The organism is Collinsella aerofaciens, from assembly GCF_005844325.1.
Taxonomy (GTDB): domain Bacteria; phylum Actinomycetota; class Coriobacteriia; order Coriobacteriales; family Coriobacteriaceae; genus Collinsella; species Collinsella aerofaciens_G.
This window is the reverse complement of the sequence record NZ_SPFY01000003.1, coordinates 130,385-148,966: the sequence shown is the minus strand read 5'-3', so window position 1 is coordinate 148,966 and position 18,582 is coordinate 130,385. Positions and strand designations below refer to the sequence as shown.

The window sequence follows — 18,582 nt, the reverse complement described above, 5'->3', positions numbered from 1 at the left end:
GGCATCGACCTGCGCCGATGCCCCCAACGTGGACACACATTTTGTCCTATAAGCCGAATCCCCAGCCTCCTTTCTCCGCACAAAAAAGGGCCCCAAATGGGACCCTTCTTCAAATTCGTACTGGCGGAGAGCTGGGGATTCGAACCCCAGATGCCCTTTTGGGGCATACTCGCTTAGCAGGCGAGCACCTTCGGCCTCTCGGTCAGCTCTCCGTAACAGCCGTTCTATAGTAACCAAACAGCCAAGGATGGGCAAGAGGAAATTTTCTAATTGCCTAGCATCCTTTCCTCCTTGGAAGCTTCGCCTACCCCAGCGAACGGTTAAGGGAGCCGAGCTCGTCGTTGCCCATGGTGCGCCACATTTGGAAGATGCAACCGCGTGCCAGGAAAAAGAAGCCGTTGTCGACCAGTTGCACAGCGGCATCTGCCAGCTGATTCGTCACGGCGGACACTGGCGGCAGCTCGAGTCCAGCCTTGCGGATGGTCTCGACCGCCTCCTCGAACGTCGGAGGCTCGCTGACGCCCATCTCATTCATAAGGCCCTGCATTTCTTCCAGCGCGCTGCTGCCCGACTCCTCGCCGCGCGGCACCAGACGGTAACAAGCCAGCGCCAGGTCGAGCTGATCGCAATTCCAATAGGCAAACGCCAAGCGATAGAACAGGTAGCCAATTGCAGAACGATCGCTGGCAATACGTAGGCCGTGGCGCGCCACCTCGATAATCTCGTCAAAGCGCTCCAGACGCGCAAGCACGTTGATGAGCGCAAAGTGCGATTGCATGGACGAGCGCGCCAGATCGTAAAGATGGCGCACCTCGGGCAGCGCTCGTTCAAAGTCCTCTTGCTCGGCGTAAAAGCTGCAGATCTCGTGCTGGGCAAAGTACAGCGCATCGGGCGCACGAAGGATTCGCACAGAGCGGTCTTCTTCCAACACCGGTAGCACCATGCGTACCAGCTGGTTATCGCAAAACTGCGTTTGAACCGGACCTGTCGCCAAAAGCTCGGCGACAGCGCACTTAGCCTCCAACTCCTCGACAAGACGGGAAAAGCCTTCAAAAGCACCTGTACGGTCGACTTTTGCCTGCTCGCGCAATTCAACAACACGGGCCACGTATGGGTCGTCGTCCTCTTCCATGACCTCCAACTCGTCAGCCGTATCGGCAAGCAGCAGATCGCGCAGCGCCGGCGGCAGCGTGCGATGGTCATCACGCGGACGAGCATGAACCTCCGCAGGCTCAATCGTCTCCGGAGCGGTTGACTCATACGCCTCAAGCACACGCTTGCACGGCATATCGTCCATGTCCATGCTCTCAAGATCCTTGGCGACAGGCACGCAATCGGCCAGATAGGCCGCGCGCTCAAAGAAATACGTTGCGACAACACGCTCGCCCTGCTCACCGTCGGGAGCAGCAATCTGCACGTAGCAGCGCGTGATGCAGGTGCCCGCGGCAAAACACGCTGCCGCAAGCGTGAGTGCCACGCGCGCATCGTGCTCCGCGGCCCAGATCGCGCGCGTGTCCTCGTCCAGCTCGCGCCAGGCGTCATCTTGAGCGTCGTATTCACGTTGCGGCATGGCATCAACGACAGACTGCCCAAACCGAACGAGCATAATCCCCTCGGCAACGTTTGCCCGATAGGTATAGTCGAGCCGCGTGACCACGTTGAGCGCCTCAACGATTCGCGCAAAACGGGTGCGCACGTCCCACTCGCCGCCCGGCTGGCAAGCCACCGTACCCGGTTTGCCCCACGGGTTATCGCTCGAGGCCGTATCGAGCAGTCGGGGAACATCGTTGGTCGTCTTGGCGATATGCCACGCATCAAAGAGCGCGCAGCCCTCAAGGCTCGGCGAGGATGCCGCAGGGGCCAATCCGGCCCCGATGCGCTCAAAGATGCCGGAGAGGCGGTTGAGACGACACTCGATGGCGAGCAGCGTGTCAATCTCGTCCTGGTCTAGCAGACTACGATCAAAATTGAGATAGAACAGCTTTGAGCGATCGATGCGAGCCAGGCTCATCTCGGACTTGGCGGCGATGGTGCGCAGGCGGGGCAAGTCAATTTCGCTCATAAGGGCGGCGGCATAGCGCTCAATGCCACTTGGATTATCCGTATGGTCAATGCGGTAGAGCAACGTTTCGATTGCATCGGGCAGCGGCGTGGAATCAAAACCCAGCAGTACCTCAACCGGCTCGGGGAGTTTTACAAGTTTGATTTTGTCGACGGCATTTTTCATACCCTCGTCGAGGCCGTCGCCGCCTGCCGTGTCTGAGACAGCGTTTTCAGAATCGGCGAATATCACGTAACGCAAGAACATCGAGGCCATGAACTCGCCGTAGCGAAGGCTGCGCGTCGAATTCCACGTCTCGCGATCGGATTGTTCGCGCATGGTGCCTTCGGGAGAGCCGATGACTCGCGCCCGGGAGCGCATCGTCCCATCGGTACCCCTGACTGCAATCTCACCGATGTTGGAATCGGACTCGTCAAGAATCAGCTGCATGTCGGGATCGTCGGGCAGCGATACTTCGTTAACGGGACGGTCCACCTTATAGACCTCACCCGAAACGCTCACGTAGCCCAAAAGCGACACATGGCTTTTGCCGACGAATTCGACGACATAGCATGATTCATGCGGGTCCTCGCCAAAGAGCTTCCAAACCACGCCATACGAGCGTCCCGCAGGCTGCTCGGGCATGGCCGGAAAGCGCTTTTTGGGATCAAGAAACCTGAGCTTGTATGTCGGACGCTCTGCCACGAAATATCACCCTAATCGGTCGTCTAAAGAAAGAGCGCGCCACGGGCTCACCGAGGCGCATACTCGAAATCTTACACGAGTCGATGAGAAATAGTCCCCTTTGACCGAGGCTCGAACCCATGCGGCGTCCGCCTAAAAGAAAAGCCCCCGTTGCCGGAGGCTTTAAGTTCGATTGGTGCGGCGTATAGGATTCCGCGCATCCGCTGCGCGGATCCGCACCGGCTTCGCCCGCCTTCCGGCGTGCTCGCCCGCGGGCTAAAAACGCTCCGCGTTTTCTTTACGCCCGCGCCTCGACCGAGGTTCGAATCCATGCAGTGCTTACGTAAAAGAAAAGCCCCCGTTGCCGGGAGCTTTAATCTCAAATGGTGCGGCGTATAGGATTCGAACCTATGACGTTCTGATTCGTAGTCAGACCCTCTATCCAGCTGAGGTAACGCCGCAGCGCAAGACATATAAAACCACTTTAGCTTATTGGAGTCAAGCACAATCTCAAACTTTTTTGTGGAACGCAGTTTTGTCATGCTGCTCCGCATATACCGCCGTTCCCCGTACGATCGATTGGCTTTTCGATCACGTCGAACTTAGCGTCAAGTTCCCTCAGGAGCGATCTCACCCGCTGGGCACAATCATAATCGGCAAACGAGATGCTCAGCATGCGCGCGACCTGGTTGGAAGTCCCAACTCCATAGAAGTGCTCCAGCGCCACAAGTCCCTCGTGCGTCACAAAGGTCTCGACCACATGCGGCGACTCCTCAAAGCACCATTGTGTCAACGGACCCTCGCTCGTCTGTCGAACCACCAGGCCACCCATGCCAGACGGCTCACACGTTACAATCAGGTACTCCCCGCCCTCGTCGCTCTCAAACAAAACCACCCGATCATCAAACAGCTCCATCGCGTCCCCTTTCTCTCGCTCTTATTTAGCAAAAGCATAGCAGGTAGATGGCTGTATACAGAACAGTTGTTCGTGTGTTTTCTATTGAGCTGTCCGCACGGCATGGTATGGACCTGCGCACGAAATAGGGCGCCCCCGAAGGAGCGCCCTTGCATATCCCCTATGCAGCCAATTTACGCGACCGGCTCGATCTTCTCGAGACCGCCCATGTAAGGACGCAAGACCTCGGGGATCGTGATGGTGCCGTCGGCGTTCTGGTAGTTCTCCAGAATAGCGGCCATGGTGCGGCCGGCCGGCAAGCCGGAACCGTTGAGAGTGTGCAGGTAGCGCGAACCCTTGAAGTTCTCGGGGTCGCGATACTTGATGTTGGCGCGGCGAGCCTGGAAGTCACCGCAGTTGGAGCAGGAGCTGATCTCCTTGTAGGCGTTGTAGCTCGGCAGCCAAACCTCGACGTCGTAGGTCTGACGGGCAGAGAAGCCCAAGTCGCCGGTGCACAGGCTAATCACGCGATACGGAAGGCCCAGCTGCTGCAGCAGGTACTCGGCCTCGGCGGTCATGGTCTCGAGCTCCTCGTCGGACTCCTCCGGCTTAGCGAACTTGACCATCTCGACCTTGTCGAACTCGTGCTGACGGATGATGCCGCGGGTGTCGCGACCGGCGGAACCGGCCTCCTCGCGGAAGCAGGGGGTGAAGGCGGTGTAGCGGCGCGGCAGGGTGTCGGCATCGAGGACCTCGCCGGCGTGCAGATTGGTGAGCACGACCTCGGCGGTGGGGATCAGGAAGTTGTCGCCCGAGACATGATAGGCGTCGTCCTCGAACTTGGGCAGCTGGCCCGTGCCGAACATAGTCTGACGCTTGACGACGATAGGCGGCCACCACTCCTTGAAGCCACGGCTGGTGTGCGTATCGAGGAAGAAGTTGATAAGGGCACGCTCCAGGCGGGCGCCGGCGCCACCGAGAACGGTAAAGCGGCTGCCGGAGAGCTTGTTGCCACGCTCGAAGTCGAGGATGTCCAGATCGGTGCCCAGATCCCAGTGCGGCTTAAAGTCGAAGTCGAACTCGCGCGGGGTGCCCCAGCGGCGACGCTCGATGTTCTCGTCCTCGTCCTTACCGTACGGCGTGGCCTCGCAAGGAATGTTGGGCAGGTGAGCCATGAAGTCGTACTGCTCCTGCTCGAGGGCGGTACGACGCTCGGCCAGACCGTCAATCTTCTCGTTGACGGCGCGCACGGCCTCCTTGGCAGCCTCGGCCTCGTCCTTCTTGCCCTCCTTCATCAGGGCGCCGATCTTCTTGGACTCGGCATTACGCGTAGCCTGGAGCTCCTCGACCTCGGTGATGACGGCACGGCGCTCGTCGTCGAGCTCAAAGAACTTCTCGCGATCCCAAGACGTCTGGCGGTTAGCCATGGCGACATCGATGGCATCGGGGTTCTCGCGAACAAACTTGATATCAAGCATTAGATCCTCCGGCGATATACATTCCATTTAGGTTGCAACCTTGTACATGTATGGGCAAGTATATACTTATGAGCGTTTACGACCCAACTCAACTACGCAAGAAGGCACCCAATGGACGCAGTTTTTTCCTTTTTGTTTGGCACCCGCACCGGTTTTGCCATCCTTTTCGCCGGCGGCATCCTGTTATTTGCGATTCTTGCCTTTGTAATGGAGAAGCGTACCCATAAGATGTACGTCGACCGCGGACCCAAGTCCGAGGATGAGGAAGACAGCTTCTGGGACTAACCTGCCAAAAAGGGCCAGGTTTATTTTGGTCGGTTTTATCTGGGCAAACGCAAGCGCCCCGCAACTGGAATTGAGCCAGTTGCGGGGCGCTTTTCGCACATACGACAAAACCGCAGGAAAAACCTGCCAAAATAAACCTGTCCCTAAATGGCAGGTTTTACTGGAGAGTTGCGTCGATTGCCTTGACCAGGGCACTGCGCATGCCGGCATCCTCGAGCGCAACGACGCCCTTGATGGTGGCGCCACCGGGCGAGCATACGGCATCCTTCATCGCCGCAGGATGCTGACCAGTTGAAAGCTGCAACTTTGCCGTACCTAGCACCATCTGGCTCACAATGCGATAGGCATCGGCACGCGGGATACCGTGCTTGACCGCCGCATCGCCCAGGGCCTCGATTGCCATAGCGACAAATGCCGGAGCGCAACCACCCACCGTGCCGCCCACGAACAGCAGGCTCGTATCAAGCTCGACCACCGCACCGAGCTTGCCAAGCAGATCAAGCACCACGGCGCTCTGCTCATCACTAAGCGTGGAAGCCTTCTCGCAAGCGATGACGCCCTCGCCCACCGAAACCGGTGTGTTGGGCACCGTCGAGATATGCGCGACGCCCGGCAGGACCTGCTCCCACTTGGCACTGTCCCAGGTCCAGGCAACCGACAGAACGACCTTTTTGGCAAGAGCATCCTTGAGCGGGGCGAATACCTTCTCGATCATGTACGGTTTGACCGCAGCGACCACGATATCGGATGCGGCGACAACCTCGGCGGCATCGTGGCAGGCGACCATGCCGCGCGCCTCGCAGCGCTCAACCAGTGCGTCGTAGCGACCCGCGCAGGCGCACATGTCGCTCGCAGCTACACCGGCAGCGATCCAGCCATCGGCCATAGCGCTCGCCATATTGCCAAAACCGACAAATCCAATCTTCATATCTCATAGTCCTCTCAGACACGCTCTTCAAAACGAAAGCTATTGTCCCACGCCATTGTTTCGTATTGCCGACCTATTTGTGATACGGCTCGCCACGGCTGATCTTGCAGGCGCGGTAGATTTGCTCCAGCAGCACCACGCGCGCCAAGTTATGCGGCAAGGTAATGCGTCCAAAGCTGAGCATCTCGTCGGCGCGGGCGCGCACCTCATCGCTCACGCCGTCCGAACCGCCAATCACAAAGGCGATGTCGCTGCTGCCTCGCAGCATAAGATCGTCGAGCCTCGCCGAGAGCTCCTCACTCGAACGCTCCTTGCCCTCGATAGCCAGCAGGATCACATGAGCTCGAGACGGCAATGCAGCAAGAATTGCCGCCCCCTCCTTGTCGCGCGCGGCATCCACGCCGCCCGCCTTAGCCGGGTCGATATCGGCCACCTCGCGGATATCCACCTTGGCATAGGCGCCTAGGCGCTTGGTGTACTCAGCGCACGCGTCCTTCCAAAAGCGCTCTTTGAGCTTGCCAACACAAACGACGGTGTATTTCACGCGTGCCTACTCCTTTGACTCGTTCTGAACCTTACCGGCAGCCAGCATCTGCTCGAACATAGAGGCCGACTGCGAAAAGTCGCTCGGCAGCACGACCGTCGAGGTTTTACCCGTGCGAGCGAACTCCGTCATCATCTCGGACCACTGCGTAAACATGAACAGTTGGTTGGCCTCGTCATTGCCGACACCCGTCTCCTGGATGATCTCGAGCGAATCTTTGATACCCAGTGCAATGGCCTTGCGCTGGTTGGCGATGCCCTCGCCCGCCTTTTCCATAGCCTCGGCCTCGGCGGTCGCCTCGGTGACGCGCTTGATGCGGTCGGCCTCGGCGAGCTCCTGTGCCGCAGCGCGCTTGCGCTGGGCGGCGTTGATGTCGTTCATGGAGTTCTCGACCTCGGTCGGCAGTGCGATTTTGGTGATGAGCGTCGACACGAGGGTGAAGCCGTAGGCGGCCATCTGCTCGGAAACGGTAGCGTTGACGTCCTTGGCGATGTCATCCTTCTTGGCAAAGACCTCATCGAGTGTGTAGACGGGAATCGAAGAGCGCAGGGCGTCGGTGATGAAGTCACGCATCTGGTCGACGGGCTCCTGCAGCATGTAGTAGCTCTTGTAGATACCCGAATCTGCCGGGCCAGCACCCATGTCATAGCTCACGTGGTACTGAGCAGAGACCTCGAGGCCGATGGTCACATTATCCTGGGTCTTAACGTCGATACCAAAACCGTTTTTCATGGTGCGCAGACTCACCGTGGCGGCTTTGCGGTCGATCACGGGCACCTTCATGTGGAAGCCCGCGTTGACGATGCGGTTAAACTTGCCCAGACGCTCGATGATCACGGCATGCTGTTGTTCAACGACATAGCAGGCGTTGGGAAGCAGCAGCAACAAAATGATGATGGGAATCAAAAGGCTCGTAAGGGCGGCAATGATACCGGACAACAGCATGGTCTCTCCTCTGATAGGCACACGTTGGCATTAGGATACCCGTCCAAGGAGATTGTGCATAACAAAAAAGCCCCCATTGCTGGGAGCTCTTTCATTTAATGGTGCGGGCGAAAGGACGTCCGCGTATCCGCTGCGCGGATCCGCACCGGCTTCGCCCGCCTGCCGGCGGACTCGCCAGCTCGCTAAAACGCTCCGCGTTTTCTTTACGCTCGCTCCTTCGCAGGTTCAAGTCCCTGCGATGGGCTCATAACAAAAAAGCTCCCATCGCTGGGAGCTCTTTCATTTAATGGTGCGGGCGAAAGGACTTGAACCTTCATGGGGTTGCCCCCATACGGACCTGAACCGTACGCGTCTGCCAATTCCGCCACGCCCGCGTGCAGGAATTAGAATAACGGAGCGCCACCGCGAACGCAAGAACTATTTTTGAAAAAGTTTGCAGGCATTTTCCCAAGCGGCTTGCGCGATTGTTTCGGCGTCCTCACCTGTGCGATCGACACGGTCGTTAACCAGCGCGTTTGCCGTAATGGAGATCATTGCGGGCTCGCATTCAAGACCGCGGATGGGCTCCGGAGCCATATACGGGCAATCCGTCTCGAACAAAATTCGATCGAGTGGGGTTGCCGCAAATGCCTCGCGCACGTCGTCGTTGCGCTTAAAGGTGGCCGCGCCACCATAGGCGATATAGCAGCCCAGCTCCACAAAGCGCTCCATCGTGGCGCGGTCCTCGCCAAAGCAGTGCAGTACGCAACCGGCCTGGGGCACGTCGACCTCGCGCAACACGTTGTAGGCGTCCACATGCGAGGTGCGCTCCTCGTCCGTATCCTCATGACGCAGATGCAGCTCTACCGGCACATTGCGGCGTACGGCGACCTCGAGTTGGCGCGCCATACAGTCGATCTGCACGTCGTGGGGCGCCGGCGCGATATCGTCGTCGTAATCCATGTGGTAGTCCAGACCGATCTCGCCGATACCGGCGCACAAAGGGTCATCGAGTGCGGCAACGACCTGTGCGTGAACGTCGTCGGTATAGTCCGGCGCGCCATACGGATGCACGCCGGCAAGATACTTGATCTGCGGGATATCCTGCATCGGCAGAATTTCGCGCACGAGCCAGTCGCTATAGTCCGTCACGCTGCGTTTGTCAGCGATGGGGTCGAACATCGTCACCAACAGGTCGACGCCCGCGGCTTTGGCGCGCACGAGCGTCTCGGGCACTTCTTTGCCCCAAAACGAAAGCAGATGCGCATGCGTGTCGGCAAGCGGTGCCAAGGGCACGGGGCAGGCGACCGTCTTCTTTTTCTTGGTAAACGTCACGCATGCGGCATTAGGCATCATGGATTAGCTCCCGGGCCAGACGGACAAAGTCGGCAACATCAAGCGTCTCGGCGCGCGTGGTGGGTGCGATACCGCAAGCCTCAAAGGCGGCATCGAGCACGTCCTTGGCAAAGCCGTTGGCGCTCATGGAATTGCGGATGGTCTTGCGACGCTGGGCAAATGCAGCATCAATCACGCGGGCCACAAATTCGCGATCGAGTCCTTCGGGCACCACGCCGTCAACACGGTCGATACGCACGACAGCCGAGTCAACGTGCGGCGCCGGCATAAAGCAACGCGGCGGAACCTCAAAGCGACCCGTAACCTGCGCATACAGGCCCAGCTTTGCCGTGTAGCCACCATAGGTCTTGTTACCCGGCACTGCGGCAATACGATCGGCAACCTCCTTTTGAACCATGACGACGGCGCGCTTGAGTGCAGGCATCGTCTGGAAGAACTGCAGGATGATCGTCGCCGCCACGTTATAGGGCAGGTTCGCGACAAACACCGTCGGCTCACCGCCCGCAGCCTGCTCAATCTGCTCCGGACCCACCTTGAGCGCGTCGCCCATGATAAAGCGGAAGTTGGCGTAGTCGGCGGCGTGGGCATCGAGCACCGGCTCGAGCTCGGGGTCGGCCTCGATCGACGTGACACACGCCGCCTCCTGCAGCAGCGCAAGCGTGAGCGTACCAACGCCCGGGCCAACCTCGAGCACGCGCTCATCGCCCGTGAGCTCGGAAAGCTCGCAGATACGCTCGATCACATGATTGTCGATTAGAAAGTTCTGGCCCAGGCGATGCTTGGTCGCAAGGCCAAACTCCTCCAGCAGCTCCCTGGTGGCCGTGGGGTTTGCCAAAGGCGAAGTTGTCATGGTTGCCTCCTTAGCATGATGGCGGCGTCTTGAAACAAAAGGGCATGGACCGTGGCGGCCATGCCCTTACAGCTAAACAGCAAATTGCCGATATGGCGCTCGCGCGGTCTCTACGCCAGACGCGGGAACAGCGGATCGCCCTTCTCGACGGGCTGACCGCCGGCAAGCAGGCCCCAAGTACAAATGCCCTTGAGGTCGTCGCTCGCGGCCTCGCCCTCACAGGACAGGCGGCGCAGGGCCTCGACAGAAGTCTGGGGCATGAGCGGCATCAGCAGGTGAGCGGCAATGCGGATGGCCTCGAGCAGGTTGTAGATCACAAATGCCAGCTCGTCAGCCTTGGCCTCGTCCTTGGCAAGCGCCCAGGGCTCGGAGTCCTCGATGTAGTGGTTGGCGGCATGGATGAGCTCCATGACCTCATCCTTGGCTCCGCCGTAATCGAGCACGTCCATCTTGGCCATGTAGCGCTCGACCAGGCCATCGGCGATCTTTGCCAGCGGGTTGTCGAACGCATCGAACGACGCGGGCTTGGCGGGCGCGCAACCGTCAAAGTACTTGCCGCTCATGTTGAGCGAACGCGAGATAAGGTTGCCCCAGCTGTTGGCCAGGTCGGCGTTGTAGACCTGCTCCATGCGATCGAAGCTGATGGCACCGTCGGTGCCGGGGACGACGTCGGTCATGAAGTAGTAGCGATAGCCCTCGACGCCCAGCATGTCGATAACGTCCTGCGGAGCGATGGCGTTGCCGCGGCTCTTGGACATCTTCTCGGCCTTGCCGGTCTCGGCATTGCGCACGGTCAGGAAGCCGTGGGCAAAGACGTGCTCGGGCAGGGCCTCGCCGATGGCCATGAGCATGGCGGGCCAAATGACGCAGTGGAAGCGGATGATGTCCTTACCCACGATGTGGAACTGCGCGGGCCAGCGATAGGCCAGCTCGGCACGCGCCTCGTCGGTGTCGACACCGTAGCCGACGGCCGTCATATAGTTGAGCAGCGCATCGAACCACACGTAGGTCACGTGACCCTCGTCAAACGGGACCTGAATGCCCCAGTCAAAGCTCGTACGGCTCACGGAAAGGTCATTAAGGCCGCCCTCGACAAAGCTACGTACCTCGTTCATGCGGAACGCAGGCTCGACAAAGTCGGGGTGCTCGTCGTAAAGCTTGAGCAGCTTATCCTGGAAAGCGGAAAGCTTAAAGAAGTAGGACTCCTCCTGCACGCGCTCAAGCGGACGGTGGCAGTCGGGGCACAGGTGCTGGCCGACGCTGCCGTACTCCTCGTCGCCCTTCTGGACCTGCGTATCGGTAAAGTAGGTCTCGTCAGGCACGCAATACCAGCCGTCGTAGCTGCCCTTATACAGGTAGCCGGACTCCTTCATGCGCTCCCACAGGTACTGCACGGCATGGTGCTGGCGCGGCTCGGTGGTGCGGATGAAGTCATCATTGGAAATCTCGAGCTTGCTCCAAAGCTCCTTGAAGTGCGGAGCCTGGCTATCGGTCCACTCCTGCGGCGTCATGTTGTGCTTGGCTGCGGCCTCGGCGACCTTCTCGCCGTGCTCGTCCATGCCGGTCAGGAACTTGACGTTATAGCCGGCGGAGCGACGATAGCGAGCCTGAACGTCGGCGATGATGGTGGAATAAGCCGTGCCCAGGTGCGGATCGGCGTTGACGTAGTAGATGGGCGTCGTGATAAAGAACGAAGGCTTGCTTTGATCCATGGGGTTTGTCCTCCAGAAAAACGTTGCATACAGGGGATGATTCTAGCGCAAGGGCTGGATATCCTCCATCTATTGCATATCGAGCACCATGGCATAGACATCGCGCTTGCGGCGCGAATACTTCTGAGACAGGCGCTTGGCCACCGCAGAGGCGGGCTCCCCCTCCTCGAGCGCGGCGCGGATATCCTCGCGCAGGGCCTCGTCGGGATCCGCTGCCGCGGCGCCAACCGGCACGATACCGGCCTCCTCATCCTCGCTCGGCGGCGCGATGACCAGCGCAATCTCGCCCTTTACCTCGCCGCGAGCACGCAGCTCCTCGGCAAGCTGAGCAGCGGGCCCGCGCAAGACCTCCTCGTGCAGCTTGGTGAGTTCGCGGCAGACGGCAACCTCACGCTGGGGAAAGACCTCCGCCACGGCCTCGAGCGTCGCCACGATGCGATGTGGAGACTCGTAGAAGATGAGCGCGCCGGGCACCACGGCAAGGCGCTGCAGTCGGCGCACGCGGTCGCCGTGCTTGCGACCCAAAAAGCCTTCGAAGAAGAAATGCTCGCAGGGAATGCCGGACGAAACAAGCGCCGTGACGCAAGCAGAGGGCCCGGGAATAACTTCGACGGGCACATCGGCCTCACGCGCCGCCTCAACTAGCGCCTGGCCGGGATCGGACACGCTCGGCATGCCGGCGTCCGAGGCAAAGGCGAGGGTCTCCCCCGCCAGCAGACGGTCGACTAGGCCGGCGGCGCGGCTGGCGATCACATTCTCGTCGCAACGGACAAGCGGCTTGGAAATGCCCAGGTGCATCAGCAGCTTTGACGTCACACGCGTGTCTTCGCAGCAGATGGCATCGGCGGCGGCAAACGCCTCGCCAACGCGCGGGGACAGGTCGCCCAGGTTGCCGATGGGCGTGCCGACCACATAGAGTTTGCCCGTATGGGCGCTGTTTTGCGTCATATCAACCTATTCAATCATGCCGCGCTCGAGCGTACCGAGCGCCGCGCGGGCGTCCCATGCTGCAATGCGCTTCTCGGTCTTCCACGTTTGGAAGAACCAACCGGCAGCCGGCGCAAACGAAGCCAGCTGATTGGCGATAAACACGCGCTCGTAGGCATTGCGGCCCTCGGGCGTAACCGACGAGTTGGCAAAGATCGCCGCGCCCGACCATTCGCCCACCAGCACGGGGAACCCAGTCGAAATCGCTTCTTTGAGCTCGCGCTTGTTGCGCGAAATCGCCGTCGTCAGCCCGCGGGGGCTCGTGATATCGAGCGCATGCTCGTCACGGTAATGGTACAGGTGAAGGTCCATGTAGACGTTCTTATACTTGGCGTCGCGCATAAAATGCTTCCACTCGCTGGGATGCCCCGACGACGAGAAGACGACGATCTTATCCTCGGGCATATATGAACGGACGAGCTCATAGGCATCGCGATAGAAGTTGCGCAGGTAGTGCGCCGGAATGCCATCCGTCATGGTGAAGAGGCTCTTGCGGACACTCATCTGCGGCGTATCCAGCAGCTCAATGCCCAGCAGGCTCTCGGCCTCGCCGTAGCGATCGGCCAGGCGCTCGAGCACGTCGAGCGCAACATGACGGCCGTTGGTGGACGAATGCCACTCGGCAACAGCCTCTGGCGTGGCGGGCGAATCATTGGAATCGCCCTGGCCACCGGGCACAGTTGCTAGATCAAGCAGCACGCGGATGTCGTACTTGGCAGCCCACTCAATCGCACGGTCAATGTAGTCGACAACCGAGATGTAGGACGCATCGGACTCCTGCGAGCCAAAGGCATACCAGGGCACCGGCAGACGCACGGCATTGAGACCGATCTGCGCCATGCGACGGAAATCGTCCTCGCTCACAAACGTCTCGTAATGACGGCGCATGCGCTCGTTATAGGCGGCGGTGCCCATGGCCTCCTGCAGCTCGGCCGCGTTGGATGCACCGGTCGCCGCGTATAGCGACGGGGTCACCCAAGGCTCGGGAATAAACCAGCCAGAGAGATTAACGCCGAGTATCCTCTCCATCACTGCCCCCTTCGGATCGTGCAGGCCGAGCCTGCATCGTATTGCATAGGAAAAGTATCGTTTTGAGTATACCCGCGCGTGCGGACAGACGACCGAACGGTCTGTAAAGTGGCGCAAAAGCGGGAGGAATATCTGGGCGGGCCCGAGATGGCGCGCCGAGATGTACATATGCGCCGGAAGTAGGCGGCCGAAAAGCGCATCCCGTTCTGAGCGCGGGATCTGGGACGCAGTTTCCGCCAAAGACCGCAAAAGGAAAGCACATCCCATTCTGACGCCGGATTCCGGGTCGCGCTTTCCCAAGCGGCCTCAAAGCGGAAAACGCATCCCACTCTGAAGCCAAATTCCGGGACGCAATTTCCGCAGAGCCCTCAATAAAAGAAAAGGACCCCTTTGCAGAGGTCCTAGTCAATTCAAGGTGGCGGGGAAGGGAATCGAACCCCTGACACGAGGATTTTCAGTCCTCTGCTCTACCAACTGAGCTACCCAGCCATTTGAGGTGTGCCTTGTTTCAAGGCTTGATTAGTATAACCAAGGACGCGTTCCGGTCAACCGAGAATTTTAAAAAAGTTTTTGGGCACAGCCTCGGTTCTATAAATCGGCACGTCAGAGGCATCAGCCGGCAGCAAGAAGTTTTTCACTCAGAGCCGCACGGGCAAACTCACTTGGCGTCATCCCCTCGGCAGCCGCCCGTCGACGAATGGCCTCCTTCATTCCCAGAGGAATCTTGACCGACAGCGTTGCCGTCCCCTCACCTGAGAGCGGGGGCCGTCCATGCACGATCCCACCAACGGTGTGTTCGCCATCCGGAAACTCTCCGCGCTCGTACGACTCGCACCACGCGTCAATCATTTCATCCGTTACAACCTGACCATTAGCGGCCGTATACGTCTTGCCCATCATCGACCCCTTTGCCGAGCCTGTTCAATCTCCTGCCAAAAATTCTTCTGGACTGGAGACAAGGCATGAATGATAAGCCACCCACGGACAAGCTCGACCGCGACAAGCTCCACGCTTCGTCCGTCTGAGAGCCATCCAATTGCAAGCCATCTCGGCGGCTCGTCCTTCGGCTCGCGACGAATGCACTCAGTAACCGCAAGCCAAGCGCTAAGCACCTGCTTTTCCGTCAGGTGCTTTTTAGCGTTGGGATGGATCTCAACATCCATGCATCTTCTCCTCCATCTTACCCAATTTCGTATGACGAAAGTCCACTGTCGCCAATTCTTAAGCCGGCACGCGTTGGAGAGCAGGAGTCGAAACAATGATTGAAGGACGCTCTAGTACGGCCCAGGCGCCGAGGCAGGAGCACATGCGCCAAGGACGAACGTTTTCGTAGCGCGCGAGGATATTGCCGTCGCGATCGATGAAGGCGATGTCGATGGGATAGGCCATAAAACACGTATGGACCGAAGAGCAGCGTGGAAACGCCATGACGAGCGACAGGCCGTTGGCGGCAACCGGACGCCGTCCCAGCATGCCGCGCAGGCGCACGACAAACGACTCCGCCACCACAAACTCGGCCGGCGTCCAACCCAGCCTATTGAGTGCCCGCGCGTAGGCGATGTAGGACGAGACCGCGGTCACATGACCACCCCCGGATGCCATGGATCGACCGTCACCGCGCGCTCGTGCGACAACGTTGTCGGCGCCCCCAGCGGAACGCCAGCGATGCTGAGAGAAGTCGGCCACGGCTCATAGTGCATGGTGCAGGTGTAGGTCCTAAACGTACCGGATAGGGAGAGCAGGCCACCATCTGATGCCTTCGCGCCTTGCTCGCTCGACACTTCGATCTGCAAGTCATAGCCTTCCATGGCATTCAGAATTTGAGTCTGGACCGTCGCCGAGGCATCGGCAGAGCTTTCGTCGCCCTCCCCCTCCGACGCCACGGCATGCGCTAGCACGATGTCGGGCACCACGCGGTCGAAGCGCGCGACAGCGCCGGCAAAGATCATGACGTTGTACACGATGAGTGCCAGCACCAGCAAAACGGGCGTAACCACTGCCATCTCCACCGTCGCTTGGGCGCGCTCCTCGCGCAGACGCATGCGGATACTCATTACGACCCACCGCCCAGAGCGCCAACCAGCGTGGCGACATCGACGGTGAGCGGGATGGAACCGCCGCCGGGCAGAGGAATCTCCGCAAGTGTGAACACCGTACCGCTAATGGTGCGTTCGACTTGATATTCCAACGCCTCGCAAAGCGCCTTGGGATCGGTCACGCCCAACGGAATACTTCGCAGTTTGTCTTGCGCTTGAGAGAGACCCGCAATGTCAGACCCCGGACTCTTAATGACGTTGGCAGAATCGGTCAGCACCGGCTTTCGCAGGCGCAAGTCGCACGGTTCCAAACCCAGCGCCGCCACGGACGCCGAAACGGTATCGCCGAGCCACGATGCGATGGAGCCCAACGCGCCGCTGCCCCCTCCTAGGCCTTTAATCATCTCGTCCATAAGTTCGTCGGCCGAACCTTGAATATCACCGTATCCTACGAGCAGCCGTCCCCAAACATCCATGACGCCGTCGAGCACGCCGGCAACGCCGCCCGAGCGTTCCTTCAATGTCGAGAAAAATCGCGAAAGCACGTTGTTTTGCGCCGTCGCGTCATCGGGCGCCAGCACCGCGGCAGAGATAGCACCGCGATCGCCAAGCCTGACTGCCGTGTTAAACGAGGAGTTAAGTTGATCGGGGCTGGTAATATCACCCGAAACTGCAAATGCGACCACGCCGTTGCGTCCAGGTGGGGCGATACGCGGGCGCTCGCCGGAAAGCGCTTTAATGGCCTGGTCAAACGCATTGCCTGCACGGTCGGCCTCGTCCTCGGTCTGACGCTCGAGCTCGAACTCCTTGTTGCGGCATTCGACGTAGTCTTCCAGGGCCTCTTTGAACTTATCGAAGTGGTACTCGAAGCCCCTTTCGACAGAAGTCGTTGCAATCGCAACGTACCCTAAAGACGACACACCGAAATGGCATTCGCTACACGTTTCGTGACCGTCAAAATCTGCGACGGATGCCAGCCCACCCGGCTTTCCTTTTTTGTAATTTGGACAGTCAGTCCCATAATGCAAATAGGTAACTTTATCTACTTCACTCGTGGGCCAACACGCATCGGTATAGAGTTCAGTCGCCCGCGCCTCATCTGGATTTCGCGGAAGGAAAGGGGTGTGGGCGGAAACTTTGCCGTCCTTTTCAGTTATATATGCCCGCTCGACTTCTTCGCTCGCATAAGCGAAGAACACCTTTCGTGCAGCAGAATCTGCCTGTTTTTCCGGACCCTCGCCAAGCGGTTTCTCATTTGCCAGGCGCTGGCGATAGTAGGCCTTCGCGCGATCGAGCGCCACTTGCGGTTCCCACGTAACGCTCGAAGCGTAATGTGGATTTTGAGCACCAGAGAGATCCGTTAGGCTTTTCGCACGCTCCCACATACACGAGTACTTGCCAATCGAACTCTCGTCCGACCCGCCACAATCCGCCAGCCAAGCGCGCTCTTTAGCCTTCGCCGTGTCCTCAGAAGCCTTCCGCAGCTCCTCGGCCGCACGCTCTAAATCATCTGATGTGTCTTTAATGGTATCGGTCGAGATCTCTGACCCTTTGAGCGCAGCGAAGTCCGACTCGGATGTCCTGGGCACGGCAAGCGCCGTACCGGTATAGGTCACGCTATCGGTATCCTGCGCCGACACCGCCTGCGTGGCACGCGCGGCGATCAGATACGGCAGAGCCGTCTCGATTTTCTGTAAGCCTTCCGATGCGCTTTTGGCAAACTTGTTGCGCGTTTTAATGATCTCAATCCCGGTGTCGACCATATTGCCGGCAACTGGTTCGGCACCCGGGATGAGGATGGCGACCAGGCCCGTCCCGATTGTGGCAAACCCCGCCAGCCCCAGACTCAAGATGCTCGCATCAACCACCGTGGCAGCCGTGTGATAGGACGACACTACGTTGGCACCCGCCAGCGCGCCGCTATCGGCCGCCACCTGGGTATCCCCGGCACGCGACATGCTCCATATCGCCGCGGTCGACGAAAACAACAACGTGAGCACCACTAGGATGACCACGGCAGAAGAAAGCGTGGTGTAGGCACCGTCTTCGATAAACAGGTCGACACCGGCACGGCCCATAAAGCCGCCTCGCTTGCGATGGCAGCTCGGACGGCGCGTCAAAACGCATCTAGACCAGAAACGCTTAATCCCATGCAGCAATCCACGAATCATAATCTCCCTCCAGCCATTCGGGACGCGATTGATACGAGACATCGACCTTGAGCTCAACGTAGCCGCCCTCGGCGGTACCACCCATAGCCCGCGCAAACGCACCGATCACAGGCAACGGCTTGACCTTGCCGGAAACGGACACGGCCGAGACGCCACCCGCACCGGCCCGGCCAAGCTCGATATCCCACGACAACGGCCCGCCGGCATGAAAGATCGAAACGTTGGGCACTGCGGCAAGCCGGCGGCGGGTGAACTCCTTAAGATCGTCGTCCTCCGCCGTCGTCGTGGTCATGAGCCGCGCGGTCTCGGCGGCGGCAGACTCCATGACCGCGCGCGTATAAAGCAGGCACACCGGTTGCAGTGCGAGAAGGATGAGCGTCAGAAACGTCGGCAGCAAAAAAGCGGCCTCGACCGTAGACTGCGCCCGGTCCTCACGCGCGATATCAATACAACGCGATGTCCTTAGCACCCGCAGCGGCGTCGATAACCGACGTCGAGGCAACGCCATGGGATGCCGCCCGCTCAACCAGCGCCGCCAAGCGCCCATCGGTGCCAGCACGCCAAAGCCCCGCGATCGCCAGCACGATCGATAACAGCGCCACCGTGACGATGGCGTATTCCACAGTCGCTTGGGCAACCTCTTCACGCAGAACGCCATGCAT

The 18,582-nt window shown here is 59.6% G+C and carries 19 protein-coding genes and 4 tRNA genes; 1 reads left to right on the top strand and 22 read right to left on the bottom strand.

All coding sequences use genetic code 11. The annotated features are described in order from the left end of the window. Positions 1–121: 121 nt before the first annotated feature. From FGQ61_RS02155 to serS, 5 genes are all read right to left on the bottom strand, one after another. A tRNA-Ser gene (locus tag FGQ61_RS02155) sits at positions 122–212 on the bottom strand. Between the two features lie 92 nt (positions 213–304). After that, positions 305–2,746, bottom strand: coding sequence for a tetratricopeptide repeat protein (locus FGQ61_RS02150; protein ID WP_138113998.1), 2,442 nt, complete (start codon positions 2,744–2,746; stop codon positions 305–307). 363 nt (positions 2,747–3,109) lie between these two features. Next, positions 3,110–3,186: transfer RNA gene (locus tag FGQ61_RS02145), tRNA-Arg, on the bottom strand. A gap of 77 nt (positions 3,187–3,263) precedes the next feature. Then, the gene (locus FGQ61_RS02140) at positions 3,264–3,641 is read right to left on the bottom strand and encodes a hypothetical protein (RefSeq protein WP_138374424.1); all 378 of its coding nucleotides are present in this window, start codon (positions 3,639–3,641) and stop codon (positions 3,264–3,266) included. 173 nt (positions 3,642–3,814) lie between these two features. Beyond that, entirely contained in the window at positions 3,815–5,098 is a 1,284-nt protein-coding gene (gene serS, locus FGQ61_RS02135) for a serine--tRNA ligase (RefSeq protein ID WP_138113990.1), read from the bottom strand. 111 nt (positions 5,099–5,209) lie between these two features. Between serS and FGQ61_RS09560 the strand changes: the two genes are divergently transcribed. Continuing rightward, on the top strand, positions 5,210–5,383 hold the full coding sequence (locus FGQ61_RS09560; RefSeq protein WP_006235069.1) for a DUF6724 family protein: 174 nt from the start codon (positions 5,210–5,212) through the stop codon (positions 5,381–5,383). 157 nt (positions 5,384–5,540) lie between these two features. Here FGQ61_RS09560 and proC read toward each other — a convergent pair whose 3' ends face one another. The 17 genes from proC to FGQ61_RS02050 form a co-directional block, all read right to left on the bottom strand. Further along, complete coding sequence (proC, locus tag FGQ61_RS02130) at positions 5,541–6,311, bottom strand: pyrroline-5-carboxylate reductase (protein WP_138113988.1); 771 nt, start codon at positions 6,309–6,311, stop codon at positions 5,541–5,543. 73 nt (positions 6,312–6,384) lie between these two features. Then, the gene (gene rlmH, locus FGQ61_RS02125; protein WP_035136824.1) at positions 6,385–6,855 is read right to left on the bottom strand and encodes a 23S rRNA (pseudouridine(1915)-N(3))-methyltransferase RlmH; all 471 of its coding nucleotides are present in this window, start codon (positions 6,853–6,855) and stop codon (positions 6,385–6,387) included. A 6-nt stretch (positions 6,856–6,861) separates the two neighbouring features. Next, entirely contained in the window at positions 6,862–7,800 is a 939-nt protein-coding gene (locus tag FGQ61_RS02120; RefSeq protein WP_022094529.1) for an SPFH domain-containing protein, read from the bottom strand. A gap of 287 nt (positions 7,801–8,087) precedes the next feature. Continuing rightward, positions 8,088–8,174: transfer RNA gene (locus tag FGQ61_RS02115), tRNA-Leu, on the bottom strand. A gap of 43 nt (positions 8,175–8,217) precedes the next feature. Then, complete coding sequence (locus FGQ61_RS02110; protein ID WP_138374423.1) at positions 8,218–9,135, bottom strand: TatD family hydrolase; 918 nt, start codon at positions 9,133–9,135, stop codon at positions 8,218–8,220. Beyond that, positions 9,125–9,985: a 16S rRNA (adenine(1518)-N(6)/adenine(1519)-N(6))-dimethyltransferase RsmA gene (gene rsmA, locus FGQ61_RS02105; RefSeq protein ID WP_138113982.1), complete on the bottom strand. Its 861-nt coding sequence runs from the start codon at positions 9,983–9,985 to the stop codon at positions 9,125–9,127. The genes FGQ61_RS02110 and rsmA overlap by 11 nt, the downstream gene beginning before the upstream one ends. Positions 9,986–10,095: 110 nt before the next feature. Next, positions 10,096–11,697, bottom strand: a complete 1,602-nt coding sequence (gene metG, locus FGQ61_RS02100) for a methionine--tRNA ligase (RefSeq protein ID WP_138113980.1) — start codon at positions 11,695–11,697, stop codon at positions 10,096–10,098. A 69-nt stretch (positions 11,698–11,766) separates the two neighbouring features. Then, positions 11,767–12,645, bottom strand: a complete 879-nt coding sequence (gene rsmI / locus FGQ61_RS02095; protein WP_138374422.1) for a 16S rRNA (cytidine(1402)-2'-O)-methyltransferase — start codon at positions 12,643–12,645, stop codon at positions 11,767–11,769. Between the two features lie 6 nt (positions 12,646–12,651). After that, complete coding sequence (locus FGQ61_RS02090) at positions 12,652–13,713, bottom strand: glycoside hydrolase family 5 protein (RefSeq protein ID WP_138374421.1); 1,062 nt, start codon at positions 13,711–13,713, stop codon at positions 12,652–12,654. Positions 13,714–14,129: 416 nt separating this feature from the next. After that, a tRNA-Phe gene (locus tag FGQ61_RS02085) sits at positions 14,130–14,202 on the bottom strand. Positions 14,203–14,325: 123 nt separating this feature from the next. Next, the gene (locus FGQ61_RS02080; protein ID WP_035137167.1) at positions 14,326–14,610 is read right to left on the bottom strand and encodes an ATP-binding protein; all 285 of its coding nucleotides are present in this window, start codon (positions 14,608–14,610) and stop codon (positions 14,326–14,328) included. Beyond that, positions 14,610–14,876 carry a hypothetical protein gene (locus FGQ61_RS02075; protein ID WP_138374420.1) on the bottom strand — a complete coding sequence of 89 codons (267 nt, stop codon included), beginning with the start codon at positions 14,874–14,876 and terminating at the stop codon, positions 14,610–14,612. The genes FGQ61_RS02080 and FGQ61_RS02075 overlap by 1 nt, the downstream gene beginning before the upstream one ends. Before the next feature lie 58 nt (positions 14,877–14,934). Continuing rightward, entirely contained in the window at positions 14,935–15,315 is a 381-nt protein-coding gene (locus FGQ61_RS02070) for a DUF192 domain-containing protein (RefSeq protein ID WP_138374419.1), read from the bottom strand. Further along, positions 15,291–15,767: a TadE/TadG family type IV pilus assembly protein gene (locus tag FGQ61_RS02065; protein ID WP_138374418.1), complete on the bottom strand. Its 477-nt coding sequence runs from the start codon at positions 15,765–15,767 to the stop codon at positions 15,291–15,293. The genes FGQ61_RS02070 and FGQ61_RS02065 overlap by 25 nt, the downstream gene beginning before the upstream one ends. Next, positions 15,767–17,920, bottom strand: coding sequence for a hypothetical protein (locus FGQ61_RS02060; protein ID WP_229025965.1), 2,154 nt, complete (start codon positions 17,918–17,920; stop codon positions 15,767–15,769). Before FGQ61_RS02060 ends, FGQ61_RS02065 begins: the two co-directional genes overlap by 1 nt. Beyond that, entirely contained in the window at positions 17,892–18,428 is a 537-nt protein-coding gene (locus FGQ61_RS02055) for a TadE/TadG family type IV pilus assembly protein (RefSeq protein ID WP_138374417.1), read from the bottom strand. Before FGQ61_RS02055 ends, FGQ61_RS02060 begins: the two co-directional genes overlap by 29 nt. Further along, the gene (locus FGQ61_RS02050; protein WP_022094024.1) at positions 18,364–18,582 is read right to left on the bottom strand and encodes a hypothetical protein; all 219 of its coding nucleotides are present in this window, start codon (positions 18,580–18,582) and stop codon (positions 18,364–18,366) included. Before FGQ61_RS02050 ends, FGQ61_RS02055 begins: the two co-directional genes overlap by 65 nt.